Genomic DNA, 17,869 nt, shown 5'->3' on the forward strand with positions numbered 1-17,869 from the left:
ATATTTTTGTTTAGTTTAGTTTGCTTGTTGGTCTAAATAGACTATGTGACAATTTAGATGATATTGAAAGTGTATAAATCAATTATCAAGACTATAACTAAAACACTTCACATCCTATGAAAAAATATCTATACAAAATTGCTTGAGGCCACTTATGTGGATTTAAAATACCATGACAGATCAGAAGCGATATATTTGTTAATTGAATCAATTAAATCTAAAATATACGCTTTTCAAATTAGCAATTATAAAAACTTCAGCTACAGTCCTATAGAAAAAAGAATCCTTATCAATATATCAACTATGGCATATAGTTTGTATGTAGATGAAACCTATCTAAACCTGCTATCCCATATTAGAACGTTACTATATGAGGATAATATTCTTTTTCCAAAATCAGTTATAAACTTGGCAACGCTGTATTATATAAAGGGCGAATATGAAAAATCTCTCTATTTTTCAGATAAAGGAATTGAATACTGCATTAAAAATAAAAGTTTAGATATTCTACCTAAATTCTTTTTTAGAAAGTTTACATCTGAATTGAATTTAGGCTTTAAAAATTATGAGGAGACTTTAAGAAAGGCAATATTTTTAGCAGAAATAAACGATCAGGAATATATTAAAAACATATTTATCAGAAATGCTGAAAAATATTATGGAGTTACAGTCGATTAAATTGACCTCAAGGCACACAAAACACCTCAGGCAATTATAACTGCCTGAGGTATATTTTGTTTAACCTAACTAACAATGTAATCATTTGATTAACCACATGAGTTTGTTTCTCTTATTGGTATCTCTTATTTCACCGCCCTATTTTACAGCTTCATCCAAAAAACAATTAAATCATCTATTTTTTCATCAGCCTCCAAACCATCCTCAAGTAATTGATATATTTCTTTAAGAGAATCTATAACGGATTCAAGCATAGATACCGTCTCTTTTCCCAAGCTGTTGTAGCCTAAACATCTCTCGCAGAAACTCTAATAAAGTGTCCTTCATGAACTAAAAGCCAAAAGGTTTTAGGGGATAAATCTTTATCTGATAGGATATCACCTACTTTTTGCACATAGGCAAAGTGTGCTACAGTAAATACTTTTCGCCTACCATAGGCTACACTGGTCAGTGGATTTATAAGTATTATTATTAATAAAACTGTTAAGATTATGTAGCTGACTATAAGGATTCTTCATAAAGTCTCATTTATGTTACAAATTTAAATCTATGACCTCAAACCTATTTCCACAACTACAATAATACTACATTTTAGGTATTGTAAACAGGATATATTTTAAAATTATATCATATTATAATGGCGATTATAAATCTATAAGAGAATAAAGCCTATTTTTATGAATATCATGATTAGATTTGGAACAGAAACTTCAAAAGGGACAGCTCTATCTGCATCTTCTTCATTAACTTTGAAATTGATGCAAAAACCCCCGTCCCTTTTGCATCTTTTGTATTATGCAAAAGTTTTCTTCTTGCGTCTTCTAATTATAATTCTTATTAATAAAGCTATTAGGGTTAATATAATTAAAATAATGGAATATAGTATTAGAGCTATTCTATTGGGGTTTTTAATCCTTGCAATGATGCTAGGATCATCATCTACTATTTTTCTTCCCTGTTTTTGACTATAGTATTCTGGTACTTGTGGTATGCCATTTTCTTTATCGAAGGATTTTAAATATTCAGCTAGGGCTAGCCATTCTTTAATCTCATGCCCACTGTCATATATTATATGTGCTTCAAAATCCTCGATGGGAACTCCATCCTTGGTCTTAGGAACTATGGACAATAAACCAAAGGATTTATCCCCTACTATTGAAAGCATTTGTGCAGAATATAGACCTGCTACTACCCGGTAAAGTTTATCGTCTTCAATTTCTTCCCTGCTACCATCTTCTCTTTCTAAATAGACATCTGTAACCTTATTAAATATCAGCCTATTAGGATTAAACGTGTAATTAAGCCCCGAAGTGTATAATTGGGCAACACTCATAATTGGAGCAATGGATGCGTCTACCTCTGCAACGGTTTTTAGCTCTTTTCCAGTCAAGTATACTGAAATCAATGGATAGCCTGAAACCTTGTCTGCTCCTATTCCTAGAGAACTTACGGTAAATACATGGTCCACCGTTATATATCCTTTTACGAAGGAACCTCTTATAGTTCCATTAGGTACGATTGCAACGGCAATTGGCTCATAATTCTCTCCTTCTGCTTTCTTAACAGCATAAATATAAGAATCACTAATGAGATTGCCTAAGATATCCTCCCCATGCTCACTACCTAGCTTTCCTAAAGGTGTAAAGCTAAATGGACTATAAGCTAAAACCTCATCGAAAGTTAGATTAAATCTGTCTAAATATTTATCCTGTACAATGGATTTATAATATTCTATTTCCTCAGAAATAGTTTCATCCATTGGTATAGAATCAGTTATGGGCTCTAATCTATAATCCTTTAAGTGCCATTTATTATCTTGACCTGGAGAAATATTTATTATGCCTAAGTTTTCCCCATACTGGCCACAAGAAGCTATTATGGTATTTCCTACTATTATAGGTTCATGAAGAGTTGTATGGGTATGTGCACTTATTATAACGTCTATATCTGGGATCTCCTTGGCTAATATCTCGTCTTCCGATTTTGATTTATCGCTGCTAGTCCCCGAATGGGATAAGCATATTATTAAATCTACGTTCTCTTCGTCCTTTAATATATTAACCATATTTTTTGCTGCCTTAATTTGGTCTGTGAATTCAACTCCGGCCATAGGAGCATTGGAATCTGCTTCCTTTCCCATTAGACCAAATATCCCTATCTTAAAACCCTTTCTTTCAATTATGACATAATCTTTTACTCCATATTCCACCATGGATTTTTTCAATTTCTCTAATTCTGGTGATAAAAGTTCATTGTCATCTTCAGGAAAGAATATATTGGAGGCTACAATTTCAGGTAGTGGATCTCTACTATTCTTTGCAGCCATTAAACTCTCTGCTAATCCCTCTGCCCTGAAATCAAACTCATGATTTCCAAAGGTGGTCACATCATATCCCATTTTCCCCATTATCCTAAGAGCTGGGGAATCGGTAGAAAATATAGTTTGAAAAAGGGTTCCCATGGAAAAATCCCCACCATCTATCAATAATAAATTTGGGTCCTTTTCCCTCTCACTTTTAATCACAGAATATAGACGAGCATATCCACCTAATGTTTTAATCTGTCCTTTTTCCTCAACTTGAAAAGGATAATAATGATCATGCAAGTCATGGGTAAATAGTATTGTTAATGAATTTTTTCCCTCTTCCACAAAAGTCTTATGAGGAATAGCCATAGCTATTAAAAGAATCATTAAAATTAACAATACCTTAATATTCCTTTTCATCGCTCTCCTCCATTCCCATGTTAATATGTTTTTATAAACCATTCTATTAATTGAGATCCTAAACTGATAGATTTATTATGCATCCTCAACACTTCTTCCTTAGTAAACCAATTAGCATCTATTATTTCATCTCCATCTACTTTTATTTCTCCATCTAAATATTCTGCTGTAAATCCTATCATCATGGAATTTGGGAAGGGCCAAGGTTGAGACCCAAAATACTTTATATTTCTTACCTTAATTCCAACTTCCTCATATACTTCCCTTTTTACACATTCCTCAAGGGTTTCCCCATATTCTACAAACCCAGCAATCACACTATATCTTCCATTGGGAAACTGTCTATTGTGAGCTAGTAATAGCTTATCTCCTTTAGTAACTGCTACTATAATTGCTGGTGAAGTTCTTGGCCAAGTAGTGTTATTACACATGGAACATACCATAGCCCTTTCAGATTTACTATCCTTCATATGCATTTTAGAACCACATCTACCACAGTATTGGTTAGACTTTAGCCAATTAAGTAATAATTTGGCCTTTGAGGCTAAATAATAATAGTTTTCCTCAATGGATTTAGAAAGAGTTTTTAAATCCATTAGTTTGTTTTTTTCATCGTCTAAAATATCGACAAACTCTCCACAATAGCAATTGTACCCAAAATAAGCTCCCATACATTGAATATTATATATACTTATATTTAATTTAAGAACATCTTTCCTTCGAGGTATAGATATTTTCCCGTCTTTCTCATATACCATTAACTTATCATCTCTAAACAAGAACCAATAATCGCCCTCGTCTTCATTATGTAAAGGCTTTACTGATGGCTGAAATAGAATATAATCGTCCATATTAAACCTCCTACTTATTAAAACCAGATTCTTCTCTTGCTTCTAGGAAGCATTTTCTACATAAAGGCTCATATTCATCAGTAGCGCCTATTTTAATTCTTTCCATATCCTTTGATTTTCTGTGACTTACCCATCCATCATTACCACATCTTACGCATACAGCATGGTGCTTATATAGGTAATCTGCAATAGGCATTAGTTCCTTTACAATCTCAAAAGGCGTTCCAGTAAAATCTATATCTAATCCAGCTACTATAACGGTCAATCCTTTTTCAAGCAAACTATTAATACCGGAAACAATATTCTCCACTAATCCACCTAAAAACTGTATTTCATCAATGGCAATTACATCAGGTTCTAACTCATTACAGTACTCTATTATCTCATCTATATCATTGACTAAAATTGCATTTATTGAAGTCAGATCATGGGTTACAATTGCATTTTTCTTATATCTATTGTCAATGGCAGGTTTAAAAGCTAATGTTTTATATTTGGCAATATTAAACCTTTTAACATCCTTTTCTAAACTAGATGTTTTACCTGAAAACATAGAGCCAGTGTGAACAATTAATTTTCCTCTGTATTGATGCAAGACAATTTCCCCCTTTTTCCTATTAGTTTTTTCTATTATACCATGATTTTTCTAATTTTATCTTGAAAACTTCCTTGTCTATTCACATAATTTTTTTTATTGAATATTATGAAGTATCATATGTCCTATAAAGGGGAGTTGCTCATGGATAAAAAAACTTTAGTTGAAATTAAAAATTTAGGTATGACCTACCATACTTTTAATGGGGAAACAGAGGCCATACACAATATAGATTTTAATGTATACGAAGGTGAAATATTAGGAATTGTAGGCCCTAGTGGCTGTGGAAAATCTACCTTGCTTTCCATTATTGCAGGTCTAATTAAGCCTTCAACAGGTAAGGTGTTAGTTAATGGAAAAAAGGTAACAGGTCCAATGAAAGATATAGGCTATATGTTTCAGCGAGACCACCTGTTTGAGTGGCGAACGATTCTTCAAAATGTATTACTAGGTCTTGAGATCCAGGGTAAGGTAAAAGATAAGGATGTTAAAAAAGCAGAAAAACTATTGGAAACTTACGGGTTATTAGACTTTAAAAATAGCTATCCCAGACAGCTGTCTGGAGGAATGAGACAAAGAGCTGCTTTAATAAGAACATTAATTGTAGAACCTAAGCTACTCCTATTGGACGAACCCTTTTCCGCTTTAGACTATCAGACAAGATTGGCAATAGCTGATGAAATTGGTGTTATCCTAAAAAAAGAGAATAAAACTGCTCTTTTAGTAACTCACGATATTGCTGAAGCAATATCCATGTCCGATCGAATAATCGTGTTAACCAATAGGCCTGCAAGTATTAAAGATATTATAAATATTGAGTTGAGTTGCCCCGGAGGAGAATGGAGCCCAATTAAATGTCGTGAAGCTCCTGAATTTAGACATTACTTTAACAAAATATGGAAGGAGCTTGATGTTCATGTCTAATAATTCAATATCTCAGGAACATGCTAAGTATCTAAATAGGATTAAGAAAAGAAAGCGTAATATTTTAATTGTACAAATCTCCATATTAATAGTAGGATTAATGCTCTGGGAGGTAGCAGCTAGACTTAAATGGATAGATTCATTTTTAACTAGCTATCCTACAGGTATTTGGCAATTATTTTTGCGGTATTTAAAAGAAGGAGACCTTTTATACCATGTTGGGATTTCTGTCTTTGAAACCATTGTAGGTTTTACTGCTGGAACACTACTGGGAATCCTTGTTGCAATAGGATTATGGTGGTCTGACTTTTGGGCAAAAGTACTTGATCCTTATCTTGTAGTGCTTAATAGCTTACCTAAAACTGCTCTCGCCCCTATAATAATCATTTGGATTGGTGCAGGATACTCTGGAATTATAGTTACAGCCATTACAATTTCAATAGTTGTTACAATTATGAATGTCTATTTTAGCTTCATATCAGTAGACAAGGATAAAATCAAACTACTGCAAACCTTTGGAGCTACTAAGTATCAAATCTTGAGAAAAGTGGTATTACCCTATTCTATACCTACTATGATCAGTACTTTGAAGGTAAATATCGGGCTGTCGTGGGTAGGAGTAATTGTAGGTGAGTTTCTTGTGTCTAAAGCAGGAATAGGTTATCTGATAGTATATGGTGGTCAAGTTTTTAAACTGGACTTGGTAATGATGAGTGTCTTCGTCTTAGCCTTGATCTCAGCAATGATGTATAAAGTAATATCCATTTTAGAGGATAAATTCTTGAAATGGAACGAATAACAAGGTTAGGTCATATATGACCTAACCTTAAAAGTTATTTTTTTCAAGCATACATTCGTCACTTGTATACCCTTAATAAGTAAAATTATAATCAGAACTTCTTTTGCTATAGTTAGAATCATCGTCAATAATACTCTGCTATTTTAACTTTCAATATTATAACTGGTTGAATGGGCTTATCGTTCAAGTCGGTTTTCACAGCTGCAATCTTATCCACCACATCCATCCCCTCAAATACTTGGCCGAAAACGGTATGTCTATAGTCCAGATGGGGTGTGCCTCCTAATTCTCCATAAGCTTTTACAACAGCTTCAGGGAATCCACCCTCTTCACCTATTTGGGCCATTTGATCGATTAAAGATTCTTCAACCGTATCCCTTTGAACTATGAAAAACTGGCTGCCATTGGTGTTTGGTCCCGCATTTGCCATGGATAAGGCACCTCTAAAGTTGTGATAATTAATGTGGAATTCATCCTCAAAAGGCTGTCCCCATATGCTTTCTCCACCAACTCCAGTTCCAAGAGGGTCTCCCCCCTGTATCATAAAACCATCTATTACCCTATGGAAGGTCAATCCATCATAATAGCCATTTTCAACATGAGTTTTAAAATTTTCTACAGCCTTTGGTGCTACATCTGGAAAAAGCCTCATCTTAATAATCCCATAATTGGTTTCCATTACTACTATTTCCTCACCTTTTTCGGGTAATTCCAATTGCTCTAACGACACATTAACGCCTCCTTTTTCTGGTTCTCGGATTTCAATATCTACTTTTATAGGATATCATAAATATCTCCTAAATAAAACGGTAGCTTCCATTTTTGTGAGTTTTATCCTATTAATTTATAATACAATATTCCATTTTTCTCAGTTCTTTCGGCCTCTCCAATATAGGCTAAATGCTCTAAATGACTCATAGCTTCTCCTGATGCAAACCACTTTTGAGGACTAGGGAAATATTCCCAACTATCGCACCTTAAATCCCAATGCATTTTTGATGCTACATCCCTAATGCTCATCTTTTTATCCTTTATAATCCCCCTGATCTCATTCAATCGCTCAGCATGATGTTTTAGCAATTGTTCAATCCTTTTCCTATGAGCTGTTACAATGCTTCTATGGGAAGAAAATAGGAAATCAATGGAGTAATCATAGACTTTTTTTAAGCTCTCAAAGTATATGGACAATATATCACCATTAAATCCCCAAAAGCTAATATTAGGTGTTATCCTATTGAGGACATGATCTCCTCCAAAAAATAGTCTATGCTCCCTTTCATATAGTCCAATATGGCCAGGTGTATGGCCAGGTATATCTACTACCTCCAATTTATAATTTCCTATGGTCAATATCTGGCCTTCCTCTAATGGAATAAAGTCTATAGGTTTCTTAGGACAGTACTTATAACCAGGATGATCATCTATGGATATATTATCCCTCTCTAAATCGAACAATATTTTATAATCATCAAATCTTTTCCAATACTCTTCCTTAGTCATTTCATTAATCATATTTCCATCTATTTCTCCTGCATACACCTTAACCCCTTTCTGATTTAAACTAGCCGCCAATCCAGAATGGTCTGAATGGAGATGGGTTATTAGCAAACTGGTATTTTCAATATTTATATTTAAATCCTTCAACCCTTTCATAAATGCATCTTTACATTCTTCTATGTTAAATCCCGTGTCAATGATTAAGTTTAATTCTTTCGATTTAATCACATAACTATTTAGTGACCTAAGAGGATTATTAGGTAATGGAATCTCTAATAAATAAATATCTGGATATATTTCTAATACCATCTCATCACCTCTAACCTTTATTCCTTGTATATCTATCTATACAGTCCTTGCATATACATACTTTGCCCTTTTTATCATCTGGTACTAACTCAAAGATATGACTTGGTATCTCCACTTCAGTACACCAACAGCTACCCTCTCCATGTTGACAATTATTGTTCTTGCCACAAATAGGGCAAGTTTTTTCCTGTTCCGTTAAAGCCAATTAAATCCCTCCCTATATAATCGGTAGTATGCTAATAAAAGTTAAATAGGGCTAATATTTATCATAGCCCTATAATAAACTTCAGTATTTTTAAACCAAAATTTATCGCTCCAAAGCATATTCTAATATTATGTTCATGATTAATTAAAAATATAGATCTAAATATCAAATTTATCCATTGTATCCCCTTTCCTCCGTTACATATATCATAATTTCCCAATATATTTTATCATTCTTAGAGAATATGGGCACATAGACTAAGGTTTTTGCTTTTATAAACTATATTTTAAAGTCCCAATAACTCCATAGCCTTAGAGCCATTTATCATTAAGTAAATTATTTCACTACATTGAAATCCTTTCATTCTAATGTTAAAACATACTACATGATATCATGTAGCATGTTTTAACTCCCCTTATTTCCATTTGTCAAAATGGACTTTATTTTCATCAAATCTATCTATAGGTTCCTTATCCTCAGCTTTAACTCCAACCACTACCATACCAATTGGTATTAAATTATCCGGTAGTTCTAATACGTCTGCCACAGATTTAATCAGCTTTTCTACGGAATAAATTCCACACCATACAGCCCCTAAGCCTAATCCATGGGCTGCTAATAGCATATTTTGTATGGATGCAGAACAGTCCTCTACAAGAAAACCTATTTCTGGCTGCTTTTCCTTATCTCCGCATACGATTATTCCACATCCTGCTTTTGGTAGCATCTTTGCATACTTGTGGAATTCTGCGATTCTATCCAATACCTCTTTATCCCTTACCACTACATATTCTCTTGGCTCATAATTATGAGCTGATGGAGCTTGAAACCCAGCCTTTAATATGGTTCTTAAATCCTCTTCCTTAATTGGCTCTCCTGTAAATCTTCGTATGCTCCTCCTTGTAAATATGGCTTCTAATACATCCATTAAAATACCTCCTCCTTTTTTGACAAATTTTTATTCATCTTGTCCTTTTATATGAAAAACTCTAAATCATGCCTATTTTTCTTGTAAAAATTAATCCTATCTTCCCTAGACTTAGTATGAAATTCAAACAGATGTCCATCTGGATCACGAAAATAAATGGACTTTCCTTCTTCTTCATATCTTGATCTGCCTTCCTGAATATTCACATTTAATCTCTTCAACTTCTCTAATTTTTTATCGTAATCCTTTTCATCTATAGTAAAACTTATATGGGTATATGATTTATATATTTCATTCCTTGGTATGTCTTCCTCAAGGTTTAGAGCCAACCATAATCCATCTAAATCAAAATAAGCAAGCTTTTCTCCTTTTACAAGCAACTTTGCCCCAAAAACCTTTTGATAAAATTCTATGGACTTCTCAAGATTTGAAACTGAAAAGGTTATATGGTTAATTGGTCTCATAAAGCACCTCCCATGATTCTCTTTGATTTCACTTGCTTAGTAAATGGGATTCTCTTATATATTCTACATTGATTCATATATTCCTTCATAATAATATGAAAATGCAACATTCCTTATCGTTAACTTCCCATTGATTTATAATACTTTACTCCAAATTTCCAAACCAAAAGGCTAATTAAAAAGAATATTGCAGCTACAGGAGACATCCATTGGAACCATAAGGGTGACTTTAATGGACCTGACTTTTCAAGGATCGCCATAGCTGGAAAGTAGTTTATACATGCTAGAGGAATTATAAAAATAAATATTTTTCTAAACCAAGATTTATACATAGACAATGGATATTGGGCTGTTTCTATACCTCCATAAGTAAAAGAGTTCACTATTTCTAAGCTCTGTACAGACCAAAAGGATGATGTAGCTTGGAGTAAAATAAAAAATTCCCTCCAAGTATTGAAAATATTAAAAGGAATACTTTATCTAAAGTCCATCTCATATCTAATTTATAAATAGCCCAGAATAAAACAATAAGTCCTTTAAAAAACCTTCCAACTCTCATTGCTTGAAAATCATACCCTAATCCCTGTAAAACCGTACTTCTAGGCCTTGTAAGTATTCTATCAAAATCTCTATTTTTAACCAGCCAAGGGAAAATGTCAAAACCTCTAGTCCAGGCTTCTACTATTGCAAAAGCAATATGAACCACCCCATAAAATAAAGCTGCTTCTTCAAGACTAAATCCTTTTAGATTTCCAAACCTATCAAAAAGCACCCATAAGCCTATAAAATCTATAAAAGTAATTATAAAATGCCCAATACTCATCATGATAAAGGAAGCTCTATACTATAATTGACTCTGGATACACAATGATAAATACCTAAAATAAAGTCTAAGCCCGCCCATTCCTATCCTCCTTGTACTACAATTCCCTTTAATTTTCTATTTAATAGCCATCGCCCCAATCCATATAATAAAATTACCCAAACTATTTGAAAAATTAAGTATATATACAGTTGATTAAAAGGAATATGCCCAGTATAGAATCTTGATGGGATATCAAGTAAACCACTAAAGGGCAATATTATTAAAATCCTTTTTAATCATTCTGGAAAAAGAGGAAGAGGCACGATCATTCCTGAAGACAAGGTTACAATAGCTGAGAAAAGTCTAGTAATTCCATCATCAGATATAGATCCTAAAGTAATGATATTGATAATATTGGTAATAGTGCAAGAAATCACCAAAGCTTCAAATGTAGTAATAATCCATCCAGCCAATGCTCCTAAAGATGGTGGAAACATCATCTCATAGTCCTTTGGTAATAAAAATAAAGTTATTGTAAAGATAGGTACGGCCCGGAGAATAGTAGGAGCAGTACTTAAAGGCAAAGGCCCTACATAACCAATGATTATATAGATTGATTGGTCTTAGTAATTCATAGCTCACATTTCCAGTTCGAATCAAGTTTTGTACTTCACTATCTCCATTCCAAGGTATCATACTAAACATAGCTTGTCCCATCCATATATAGGTTACAGCCTGACTATAAGTTAAAGGTACTTTATCATTAGTTGCACTATAGAAGGCATAGAAAACCATAACTCGAATCAGTCCAAAAAAGAACTGAGTACATACCCCTGCAATAGCAGCCATTCTATATTGAAGTAATAAAATAAATCTAATTTTTATTATAGATAAATAAACTCTTATATTTTCAACTCCCTATATAAAGTAGCAATAGTTTCTTCTATAGGAGGATTTTCAATAAGTACATCTTTTATTTCATAAGTATTTGATATAATAGCAATTAATTTTGCAGGCAAGATTATTTGTAGGATCAAAATTAACAAAAGCTCTATTGCCTTCCCATTTCATGAGGTAGGTCCCTTCAATATGAAGATTAAAGCCATTATTTTCCAATTCAACAATCGATCTTCGCTCTCCTGATACCCTATTCCTTAATTCATAAATGGAACCATCGGAAAGAATTTGACCCTTACCAATTACTATAACTCGACTACATAAGGTTTCAATATCATCCATGTCGTGGGTAGTAAGTATAATTGTAACTTTCCTTTCAATATTCAACTCTTTTATAAATTTATGAACAGCTAATTTAGATACAGCATCAGACCTATGGTAGGTTCATCTAGGAAGAGTATAGACGGAGAATGGAGTAATGATGCTGCCAGTTCACATCTCATCCTTTGACCGAGGCTTTATTGCCTAACAGGAGTATTTATGAAATTTCCCAAATCCAACAATTCGGTAAGTTCCCTTTTTGCTTTCATATAATCATTTTGGGAAATTTTGTATATATCTCTCAAAAGTTCAAAGGAATCTATAACGGGTAAATCCCAACATAGTTGGGTCCTCTGACCAAATACTACTCCAATATTTCCTACATGTTCTATCCTCTCTTCCCATGGAACCTTACCTAATACTTGATATTTCCCCGAGTCCGGCATAAGAATTCCACTTAATATTTTTTATTGTAGTAGATTTACCTGACCCATTTGGTCCTATATATCCTACCAATTTTCCCTCATTGATTTTAAAGTATACTCTATCCAAAGCATTTATAGTTTCATACTCTCTATGAAAAAGATTCTAAAAGCATTTATTATACCATGATTCCTTTTAGGAATTTTAAATGATTTACTCAAATCCTCTGCTACAATAGACATTGAAAAACCCTCTTTTCAGTTTCCAAATTTTAGACGTATGCAAAATATTATCAAAATTTAATAAGGAAGTCAATAAAAAATACTCTATTGTAAAATAGAGTATTTTTGATAATACGTTAAATATTAGCTATAGTAACATTAATTTGAACCACATATTGCTTTAATTTTATTATTTTATCCCATAATACCTAGATGCTCTAATAATATTTTAGTACCTACAACTATTAAAATAAGGCCGCCTAACACCTCAGCTTTTGATTTGAATTTGCACCCCAGATCATAGCCTAATTTAACTCCAATACAGGAAGTGGAAAATGTTATAATTCCAATTATGGTTACAGCCATATATATATTTACCTTCAACAGGGCAAATGTTATACCTATGGCTAGGGCATCGATGCTGGTGGCAATAGATAAAACTAACATATTTTTTAAGCTAAAGGCTTCCTCACTCATTGGGCAAGAATTATCTCTTGATTCCTTTATCTTTTTTATCCCAATTATAAAAAGCAGTATAAAAGCAATCCAATGGTCCAAAGCCTTGATGTAAACCGAAAATTGAATACATAATATGTATCCCACAAAAGGCATAAGGGCTTGGAAACCTCCAAAGAAACCACCAGTAACAAGTGCATTTTTATAGTCCATCTCTTCCATAGATAAACCTTTACATACTGCAACTGCAAATGCATCCATGGCTAACCCAAATCCAATAACTATTAGCTCAAATATTTTCATCACAAGTTCTCCCTCTATTCAATGGTCAGTTCCATCTTAACATAAAAAAGCTTTTATATAAACATTTTTCGCAAATGATGTCGAAATATAGAACTTCCCCTACTCTATCTTTTTACCTACAGTACCAATATAGACTACAAATTGTTCCTCTCCATCTAAACCAAGTAGGTTATTTATCTCATCATCGTCAAAGGCTGCAATGGCACAAACTCCACAATCTATGGATTGGGCAGCTAAGTATAGGTTTTGGCAAACATGTCCAGCATCTAAATGTATGTATCTATAGCCTCTTTCCCCATATCTCCATTTCATCCTGTAGATTATAGTAGTCCACATGAAGGTTACTGCGCTATTTTTCACAAAAATTTGGTCAAGACAGCTTTTGCTCATCTTATTGGCTATATCATGCTCTGTATTAATTTCTAAAAGCTTATGTTCAATAGCTAAGTACCTATATAATCCTGGTTTCATTCCATCTACCATGTTTATAAGTAGATAGGTTTCAAAAGAATGTCTTGCTCCTGCTGAAGGAACATTTCTTAAAGTAGATGGTCTTGAAGTGATTGTTTTAACTCCTTGGGTACACCACAATAGGTAGGATAATTCCTCAATAGTCAGCGGTTTATCTGCATATTTTCTTAAGCTTTTCCTTGATTCAATAGCTTCTCTCAAATCTAAAGGCTTAACCTCTATATCCTCTGCTTTAGGTAGGTCTATTAGTGTTCCATCCTTAGCGTATTCCAATTCTAGAGATGGTTGAGGCAATCCCTTTTGCTGATCTGACTCTTCCAAATATTGGTATTTGGTCTTTTCCATAAACTCCTGTCCAATTGTTTTATCCACATTCCCACTCCTTTCATCAATCAACCCCATACTAAACTATCAATATTTACTCAAAGCAGATGTATTAATATCCCTATAAAATGGAGTACTGTCCCACCCAATACAAATAAGTGCCATATAGCATGATTATATGGAATTTTTTTATTACTGTAGAATATAGTTCCTAAAGTATATGTTAATCCCCCACCTAAAATCCATAGCATGAATTTTAAGGATGTCATCCTTACTATGGGCCTAAAAGTAAATATTGCTAACCAACCCATTGCTATGTAAATAATTAGAGAAATTGCCTTATACTTATCGAATTTTCCTGCAGTAAATATTTTAAATATTACTCCTATAATAGCAATAGACCAAATTGCTATCATAATTCCCACCCTTAAGCTTCCTTCCAATGAAAGCAAAGCAACAGGGGTATAAGTTCCTGCTATAAACAAAAATATAGAAGAATGATCAAACACCCTTAATATTTCTTTTGCCTTTTTATTGCTAATAGAATGATAAAGAGTTGATGACAAATACATTAGTATCAAGCAAAACCCATATATGCTAAAAGCAATAATAGAAAGAATATCTTTGGCTCTAATAGAATAAATTAACAGTATGATTAGGGCTGTAATACCAAAGATTGCTCCGAGGCCATGAGTTAGGCTATTAGCTATCTCCTCTTTTTTTGAATATCTTCTTAAATTTTTCAATACCTATTCAACCCCTTTTGATCTAATTAAATTTAATTCTCCTATTGTAAGTATACCTCATGCGAAAAATCTTATCCTTTTTTTTAAGTTTTCTGTAATACAATATTACAAAAATTTATAACCCACTATGATGCTCGTTAATATGATATAATATAGTGGTTCAAATTATAGATAAAATTACTTTTCTGGAGGCGAATACATCAATGAATAGGATAATAAAATGCAAAGCTTGCCCAGTTGGCTGTGAACTTACAATATATAAAGACCAATTATCCCCTACTGAATATACCGTTGAAGGAAATAGCTGTGGTAGGGGAATAGAATTTGGGATAAAAGAAGTTACTGAGCCTTCAAGGGTATTAACGGGTAGGGTGCTACTAAAAAATGCTGCCATGAAACACCTGCCCGTAAAAACTACAGGAGTAATCCCAAAGGATAAGATAGACGATTGTTTGGAAATCCTTAAAACAACTGAAGTTACTGCCCCTATTAAAAAAGGAGATTTGATAATAGAAAACATTTTAGGATTAGGTGTAGATGTAATAGCAGCAAGAAGGGTTAAATAGGCAGTATTATTTCAGTCCTAAACCCTTTATTTTTTTCAGTTATAAATCGAATTTGGCCATTGACTCTACTAATCCTTTCTTCTATTCCAACAAGCCCATTTCCCTTTACGATTTCTTCGCAACCAATTCCATTATCTTTTATCCTCATTTGTATTCGATCCCCTACCTCTATATCTATATTCACCTTATTTGCTTTCCCATGTTTAATACTGTTGGTAATACTCTCTTTAATGGTGGTATATAATATATTTTTATACTCTGGAGAAAAATCTTCAATCTTAGGGTCTATATCGTATTCTATTTGGATATTAGAATTATCAGCAATATTCTGCCTTAATTCCTCCAAGGATCTACTAAAATTTTCAAATATGCTCTCATCTTTTAGCGCATATACTGCTCTTCTTAAATTTTCCACACTATCTTTCGTTAGCCTTTGGCATTTTACTATTATTTCATTTAACTTATCTTCTTTATCCACCATATTGAACAATACATCCAGATTCATATTTAGGGCTATGAGATTATGGCCTATATTGTCGTGGATTTCTTGGGCCACCCTATTTCTCTCCTTAGATATGGTGAGCTTCTCTATTTCTTCATTTAGTTTTTCCACCCTGTTTTTCTCTATCAATAAGGCCCTGTAGGAGAATACGGAAGCCGAAGAAAATAATACCAGTATAATCATCATCAAAAAATCCCTTGGAGACTCTAAGATTACTTGGAGAATACCTATTCCATCCAGCCAGGCAAATCTAAAAAGAGGAATAAATATAATTGCTAAGGCATTAAGAGTGTAAAGGTATATCAATGCCTTTTTATCTCTTAGAAAAGCAACATCGATTAAAATCATAAATAGATAAATTTTTATATTTCCCCCTACAAAAAATTCTAAGACAGATACAATGACAATCGAAATTATTATAGAAGTATAATATATGGTATTAGATTTTTTATAGAGATGATAGGATCTTAAATAGTCGTTAAAAATTGCCAAAGCCAACAGAGTTGAATAGATGATTAAATCTATTGTGTTTCCTTTGTTCCTTGATATGATATCGGTAAAAAAAATAATATATAAAATTTTTCTCAATATTGTATTGAACTTCCTCCAAATATCCATATAAATACCACCTGAATATAAATATGGTCTATGATGTACTCCTTACGTTTTTAGTTTCTATCAATGGGGCTTTCTTATTTAATAGCTTATATGTCAAAATACTAAGGCCAATTAACATTAAACCTTTAACATAGAATACAAATATATCTCCTATTTGTTCATATATAAAAGCACCAAGTATTGGACCTAGCATTCCTCCTAGTCCAAGAGCCAATTTATACTTTCCGTAAGATTTTCCCCTTTGGTTTTCACCGACAATATCAATTACCAAAGCATACTCAGCAGGTTCACAAAACATTGAAACTATAGAGATTAATACATTAATTACCATAAAGTAGTAATAATCTTTAGCTGAGGGAATCAATAGATATAGAAATCCAAGCATCAATATTCCAATAGATAATATTTTTCTCCTATCGTATTTATCAGAAATTTTGCCAAGTTTATTAGGTAGAAACATGGATAGAATAGCGCCTGGGATGAATAGATAGCTGATTAAATACAATTTATCCGTAATATTCTCCCTAACATATACTAGGTAAATATGGCCTGTTAAGTTGGATACAAAAGCAGTTAATCCCATTAATATTAAAAAAAGATTGAAACTTTTATTATTGCTTGCTAAATTTTCTTTATAGGATTTTTTTAATGAGATAGTTTCCTCTATCTTAAAGATAGCATAAAATAGGCTAATTAAGCTAGTAATTAGATATAAAAAAAATACGGCTTTAAAGGAATTTCTAAATAGATTATTAAATATAATGGTAAACCCAATAAAAGCACCTAGAAAATCCCCTCTATTTAGGGATTCATCTATAATACCAAAGTTTTCAGACCTATTACCTTCATGGCTTATATCGGATATTATTGTATCCATGCTAATCCATAAAAAGGAACTAGCTATACCTTGAAAAGTTCTCACAGCAAATAGATGTATAAAATCATCGCCAATAAACAAAAAAAGATTTACTAAACAATAAAAAAATATACCCAATACTACCCCAATTTTTCTACCCTTTTTATCGATTAACAAACCAACAGCTGGTCGCATTAAAATGGTAAATAGTGAAAAAGCAGAATAAATAAAACCTAATTCCATAACAGAAATCCCAATAGAATAAGCATATACTGGTAGGAAAAAACCTATTATGGAAAAAGGGAACGAAATATAGAAAGCCGTCTTCTTTAAGGCTTTTAAATAATCCATATTAAACCTCCTCTACGCGATAAATAAATACCTT

Annotated in this window: 22 protein-coding genes and 2 pseudogenes; 4 read left to right on the plus strand and 20 right to left on the minus strand. The window is 32.8% G+C overall.

All coding sequences use genetic code 11. The annotated features are described in order from the left end of the window. Positions 1-156 precede the first annotated feature (156 nt). Complete coding sequence (locus tag BLV68_RS08510; protein WP_093752843.1) at positions 157-678, plus strand: hypothetical protein; 522 nt, start codon at positions 157-159, stop codon at positions 676-678. A gap of 793 nt (positions 679-1,471) precedes the next feature. Here the strand turns inward: BLV68_RS08510 and BLV68_RS08515 are convergent. Genes BLV68_RS08515 through BLV68_RS08525 form a run of 3 tightly spaced genes read right to left on the minus strand, consistent with a single transcriptional unit; the run spans position 1,472 to position 4,849 of the window. Next, on the minus strand, positions 1,472-3,403 hold the full coding sequence (locus BLV68_RS08515) for a bifunctional metallophosphatase/5'-nucleotidase (protein WP_093752845.1): 1,932 nt from the start codon (positions 3,401-3,403) through the stop codon (positions 1,472-1,474). Between the two features lie 20 nt (positions 3,404-3,423). Beyond that, positions 3,424-4,254: an NAD(+) diphosphatase gene (nudC, locus tag BLV68_RS08520; protein WP_093752847.1), complete on the minus strand. Its 831-nt coding sequence runs from the start codon at positions 4,252-4,254 to the stop codon at positions 3,424-3,426. A 10-nt stretch (positions 4,255-4,264) separates the two neighbouring features. Continuing rightward, positions 4,265-4,849, minus strand: a complete 585-nt coding sequence (locus BLV68_RS08525; protein ID WP_093752849.1) for a thymidine kinase — start codon at positions 4,847-4,849, stop codon at positions 4,265-4,267. A 144-nt stretch (positions 4,850-4,993) separates the two neighbouring features. On the opposite strand from BLV68_RS08525, the gene BLV68_RS08530 reads away from it, so the two are divergent. Beyond that, on the plus strand, positions 4,994-5,773 hold the full coding sequence (locus tag BLV68_RS08530) for an ABC transporter ATP-binding protein (RefSeq protein ID WP_093752851.1): 780 nt from the start codon (positions 4,994-4,996) through the stop codon (positions 5,771-5,773). Next, on the plus strand, positions 5,766-6,572 hold the full coding sequence (locus tag BLV68_RS08535; protein WP_093752853.1) for an ABC transporter permease: 807 nt from the start codon (positions 5,766-5,768) through the stop codon (positions 6,570-6,572). The genes BLV68_RS08530 and BLV68_RS08535 overlap by 8 nt, the downstream gene beginning before the upstream one ends. Before the next feature lie 124 nt (positions 6,573-6,696). On the opposite strand, the gene BLV68_RS08540 is transcribed toward BLV68_RS08535, so the two are convergent. From BLV68_RS08540 to trhA, 15 genes and pseudogenes are all read right to left on the minus strand, one after another. Further along, positions 6,697-7,302 (minus strand): peptidylprolyl isomerase, encoded by a 606-nt coding sequence (locus tag BLV68_RS08540; protein ID WP_456154807.1) that lies wholly within the window; start codon positions 7,300-7,302, stop codon positions 6,697-6,699. A 101-nt stretch (positions 7,303-7,403) separates the two neighbouring features. Then, entirely contained in the window at positions 7,404-8,378 is a 975-nt protein-coding gene (locus BLV68_RS08545; protein WP_093752855.1) for an MBL fold metallo-hydrolase, read from the minus strand. 10 nt (positions 8,379-8,388) lie between these two features. Next, positions 8,389-8,583: a cysteine-rich CWC family protein gene (locus BLV68_RS08550; RefSeq protein WP_093752857.1), complete on the minus strand. Its 195-nt coding sequence runs from the start codon at positions 8,581-8,583 to the stop codon at positions 8,389-8,391. 415 nt (positions 8,584-8,998) lie between these two features. After that, positions 8,999-9,511 carry a nitroreductase family protein gene (locus BLV68_RS08555; protein WP_093752859.1) on the minus strand — a complete coding sequence of 171 codons (513 nt, stop codon included), beginning with the start codon at positions 9,509-9,511 and terminating at the stop codon, positions 8,999-9,001. 47 nt (positions 9,512-9,558) lie between these two features. Then, positions 9,559-9,975, minus strand: a complete 417-nt coding sequence (gene fosB / locus BLV68_RS08560) for a metallothiol transferase FosB (RefSeq protein ID WP_093752861.1) — start codon at positions 9,973-9,975, stop codon at positions 9,559-9,561. Between the two features lie 119 nt (positions 9,976-10,094). Continuing rightward, positions 10,095-10,801, minus strand: a pseudogene (locus tag BLV68_RS16290) (ABC transporter permease). A 275-nt stretch (positions 10,802-11,076) separates the two neighbouring features. Continuing rightward, on the minus strand, positions 11,077-11,364 hold the full coding sequence (locus tag BLV68_RS08570; protein ID WP_200773734.1) for a hypothetical protein: 288 nt from the start codon (positions 11,362-11,364) through the stop codon (positions 11,077-11,079). Further along, positions 11,282-11,629 carry an ABC-2 family transporter protein gene (locus tag BLV68_RS16295; protein ID WP_143035259.1) on the minus strand — a complete coding sequence of 116 codons (348 nt, stop codon included), beginning with the start codon at positions 11,627-11,629 and terminating at the stop codon, positions 11,282-11,284. Before BLV68_RS16295 ends, BLV68_RS08570 begins: the two co-directional genes overlap by 83 nt. A 129-nt stretch (positions 11,630-11,758) precedes the next feature. Continuing rightward, on the minus strand, positions 11,759-12,064 hold the full coding sequence (locus BLV68_RS15240; protein ID WP_143035260.1) for a hypothetical protein: 306 nt from the start codon (positions 12,062-12,064) through the stop codon (positions 11,759-11,761). A 23-nt stretch (positions 12,065-12,087) separates the two neighbouring features. Further along, positions 12,088-12,183, minus strand: a pseudogene (locus BLV68_RS16300) (hypothetical protein); the annotation flags it as partial. A 12-nt stretch (positions 12,184-12,195) separates the two neighbouring features. Continuing rightward, complete coding sequence (locus BLV68_RS15250) at positions 12,196-12,444, minus strand: P-loop NTPase family protein (protein WP_234949879.1); 249 nt, start codon at positions 12,442-12,444, stop codon at positions 12,196-12,198. Beyond that, positions 12,410-12,550 (minus strand): ATP-binding cassette domain-containing protein, encoded by a 141-nt coding sequence (locus BLV68_RS15965; RefSeq protein ID WP_327192043.1) that lies wholly within the window; start codon positions 12,548-12,550, stop codon positions 12,410-12,412. Before BLV68_RS15965 ends, BLV68_RS15250 begins: the two co-directional genes overlap by 35 nt. A gap of 287 nt (positions 12,551-12,837) precedes the next feature. Further along, positions 12,838-13,401: a manganese efflux pump MntP gene (locus BLV68_RS08585; protein WP_093752867.1), complete on the minus strand. Its 564-nt coding sequence runs from the start codon at positions 13,399-13,401 to the stop codon at positions 12,838-12,840. A 99-nt stretch (positions 13,402-13,500) separates the two neighbouring features. Then, entirely contained in the window at positions 13,501-14,244 is a 744-nt protein-coding gene (locus BLV68_RS08590; protein ID WP_093752869.1) for a SagB/ThcOx family dehydrogenase, read from the minus strand. 50 nt (positions 14,245-14,294) lie between these two features. Further along, positions 14,295-14,942, minus strand: coding sequence for a PAQR family membrane homeostasis protein TrhA (gene trhA, locus BLV68_RS08595; protein ID WP_093752871.1), 648 nt, complete (start codon positions 14,940-14,942; stop codon positions 14,295-14,297). 203 nt (positions 14,943-15,145) lie between these two features. Between trhA and BLV68_RS08600 the strand changes: the two genes are divergently transcribed. Then, positions 15,146-15,508 (plus strand): DUF1667 domain-containing protein, encoded by a 363-nt coding sequence (locus tag BLV68_RS08600; RefSeq protein ID WP_093752873.1) that lies wholly within the window; start codon positions 15,146-15,148, stop codon positions 15,506-15,508. Here the strand turns inward: BLV68_RS08600 and BLV68_RS08605 are convergent. Together BLV68_RS08605 and BLV68_RS08610 are read right to left on the minus strand one after the other, a co-directional pair. Further along, the gene (locus BLV68_RS08605) at positions 15,501-16,628 is read right to left on the minus strand and encodes a sensor histidine kinase (RefSeq protein ID WP_093752875.1); all 1,128 of its coding nucleotides are present in this window, start codon (positions 16,626-16,628) and stop codon (positions 15,501-15,503) included. The two genes, BLV68_RS08600 and BLV68_RS08605, sit on opposite strands and share 8 nt — an antisense overlap. 28 nt (positions 16,629-16,656) lie before the next feature. Then, positions 16,657-17,835 carry an MFS transporter gene (locus BLV68_RS08610; protein ID WP_093752877.1) on the minus strand — a complete coding sequence of 393 codons (1,179 nt, stop codon included), beginning with the start codon at positions 17,833-17,835 and terminating at the stop codon, positions 16,657-16,659. Between the last annotated feature and the right edge of the window lie 34 nt (positions 17,836-17,869).

The organism is Tepidimicrobium xylanilyticum, assembly GCF_900106765.1.
Taxonomy (GTDB): Bacteria; Bacillota; Clostridia; order Tissierellales; family Tepidimicrobiaceae; genus Tepidimicrobium; species Tepidimicrobium xylanilyticum.

Bases quoted from the DNA above. Each gene is read 5' to 3' on its own strand.
- nudC (WP_093752847.1), bottom strand. From the start codon at position 4,254: ATGGACGATTATATTCTATTTCAGCCATCAGTAAAGCCTTTACATAAT.
- fosB (WP_093752861.1), bottom strand. From the start codon at position 9,975: ATGAGACCAATTAACCATATAACCTTTTCAGTTTCAAATCTTGAGAAG.
- BLV68_RS08555 (WP_093752859.1), bottom strand. From the start codon at position 9,511: ATGGATGTATTAGAAGCCATATTTACAAGGAGGAGCATACGAAGATTT.
- BLV68_RS08530 (WP_093752851.1), top strand. From the start codon at position 4,994: ATGGATAAAAAAACTTTAGTTGAAATTAAAAATTTAGGTATGACCTAC.
- BLV68_RS16295 (WP_143035259.1), bottom strand. From the start codon at position 11,629: ATGGCTGCTATTGCAGGGGTATGTACTCAGTTCTTTTTTGGACTGATT.
- BLV68_RS08545 (WP_093752855.1), bottom strand. From the start codon at position 8,378: ATGGTATTAGAAATATATCCAGATATTTATTTATTAGAGATTCCATTA.
- BLV68_RS08535 (WP_093752853.1), top strand. From the start codon at position 5,766: ATGTCTAATAATTCAATATCTCAGGAACATGCTAAGTATCTAAATAGG.
- BLV68_RS08605 (WP_093752875.1), bottom strand. From the start codon at position 16,628: ATGGATATTTGGAGGAAGTTCAATACAATATTGAGAAAAATTTTATAT.
- BLV68_RS08585 (WP_093752867.1), bottom strand. From the start codon at position 13,401: ATGAAAATATTTGAGCTAATAGTTATTGGATTTGGGTTAGCCATGGAT.
- BLV68_RS08610 (WP_093752877.1), bottom strand. From the start codon at position 17,835: ATGGATTATTTAAAAGCCTTAAAGAAGACGGCTTTCTATATTTCGTTC.
- BLV68_RS08600 (WP_093752873.1), top strand. From the start codon at position 15,146: ATGAATAGGATAATAAAATGCAAAGCTTGCCCAGTTGGCTGTGAACTT.
- BLV68_RS15250 (WP_234949879.1), bottom strand. From the start codon at position 12,444: ATGCCGGACTCGGGGAAATATCAAGTATTAGGTAAGGTTCCATGGGAA.
- BLV68_RS08515 (WP_093752845.1), bottom strand. From the start codon at position 3,403: ATGAAAAGGAATATTAAGGTATTGTTAATTTTAATGATTCTTTTAATA.